Source organism: Mesorhizobium sp. M7A.F.Ca.CA.001.08.2.1, from assembly GCF_003998455.1.
Taxonomy (GTDB): Bacteria; Pseudomonadota; Alphaproteobacteria; order Rhizobiales; family Rhizobiaceae; genus Mesorhizobium; species Mesorhizobium ciceri.
Genome location: NZ_RZPW01001097.1, coordinates 1 through 1,524 on the forward strand (window position 1 = coordinate 1; position 1,524 = coordinate 1,524).

Genomic DNA, 1,524 nt, shown 5'->3' on the forward strand with positions numbered 1-1,524 from the left:
TCCATCGAGCCCGCATTGACCAGCCGGGGCTGGCCGAGCGTGAGGGTCCCGGTCTTGTCGAACACTGCTGTATCAATCGTCGCCAGGCGCTCCATGGCCGAACCGTCCTTGACCATGATGCCGTTCTCGAACAGGCGCCGCGCGGCGACCACCTGCACGATCGGCACGGCGAGGCCGAGCGCGCACGGGCAGGTGATGATCAGAACGGCAATGGCGATGGTTGTCGCCCGGTGCCAGTCGCCCGTCGCCGCCATCCAGCCAAGGAAAGTCACGAAGGCGGTGAGATGAACCACCGGAGCATAGAGCGCTGAAACGCGATCGGCGATCCGGCGATAATGCGCGCGACCGCCCTCAGCGGCTTCCATGAGCCGAACCATTTCCGCCAGAAACGAATCTTTCGCGGCGGCTGTCGCCTCAATCGTCAGCGGGCCGGTCAGGTTGAGGACTCCAGCCTGTACGGCTTCGCCTGGCGCTACGCTTCGGGGCGTGCTCTCGCCCGAGACAAGCGAACAGTCCAGGTCCGACGTCCCTCGAGAGACCTTGCCGTCGACGGGTATCCTTTCACCGGCTGCGATCAACAGCAGCATGCCGGGTTCGATCTCGCCAACCGGCAGATAGTCGCGTGCGCCGTCGCCGCGCAGCACCATGGCGCCACGTACGGCCAACTGGGACAGGCCTTTCACGGCGGTCCGGGCACGTTCGCGCATCACGTGATCCAACGTGCGGCCGATCAACAGGAAGAACAGCAGCGACACCGACGCATCGAAATAGGCGTGGTCGCCATGGTTGATCGTCTCGTAGAGGCTCATGGCGTAGGCGAGGGACACCCCGACCGCGATCGGCACGTCCATGTTCATGCGGCCGTGACGCAGCGCGTTCCAGGCCGAGCGGAAGAAGATGCCGCCCGCGAAGGCAAGTGCCGGGATCGCGATCAGCGCCGAGAGCCAATGAAACAGGTCCCGCGTTGCGCCTTCGGCGCCAGACCAGACCGACACTGAAAGCAGCATGATGTTGCCCGCCGCAAAGCCGGCGACAGCAACGGCGCGGATCAGCTCCGAAAGCGTTTTGTCCTTGTTGTCGACCTCGGGGTCGAACAGATGCGCCTCGTAGCCTAGCCGTCCCAGCGCGGCGACGAACGGTGGCACCTGGTTTCCACGCCAGCGGACCGCGACCCGCTTCGTCGACAGGTTGACCCGAGTGCTCTCCACTTGATCGAGCATTCCCAATGCCGTCTCGATCGCCTCGATGCAGGCCGCGCAATGAACCGTGGGGACTGAAAGATCGGTCTGGCGGAGATCATCGCCGAGCGATCGGCTCGCCAGCCTGATCTCCTGGCTGGACGGCAGGACCGATCCGGTGTTGACCAGATCAAGCGCCATTTCGGCGCCCGGTGCACAACAACTCATTGCAGCGCTCCATTGGAAATCATGATCCTGCGGACGTCGCGATACGGCTTTTCCAGACCGGCGTCGGCGTCGACTTCCACAATCCAGACGCCGTCCTTCGGCATGTGCTGGGCTGCGA

At 64.2% G+C, this 1,524-nt stretch carries 1 protein-coding gene and 1 pseudogene; both read right to left on the reverse strand.

Features of this window, described 5'->3' with window-relative positions; translation table 11 throughout:
• Positions 1-1,406 (reverse strand): heavy metal translocating P-type ATPase (locus tag EN914_RS35110; RefSeq protein WP_164779155.1); only part of this gene is annotated, 1,406 nt, incomplete at its 3' end.
• A pseudogene (locus EN914_RS39640) lies at positions 1,403-1,524 on the reverse strand (cytochrome oxidase); the annotation flags it as partial. The pseudogene EN914_RS39640 and the gene EN914_RS35110, both read right to left, overlap by 4 nt.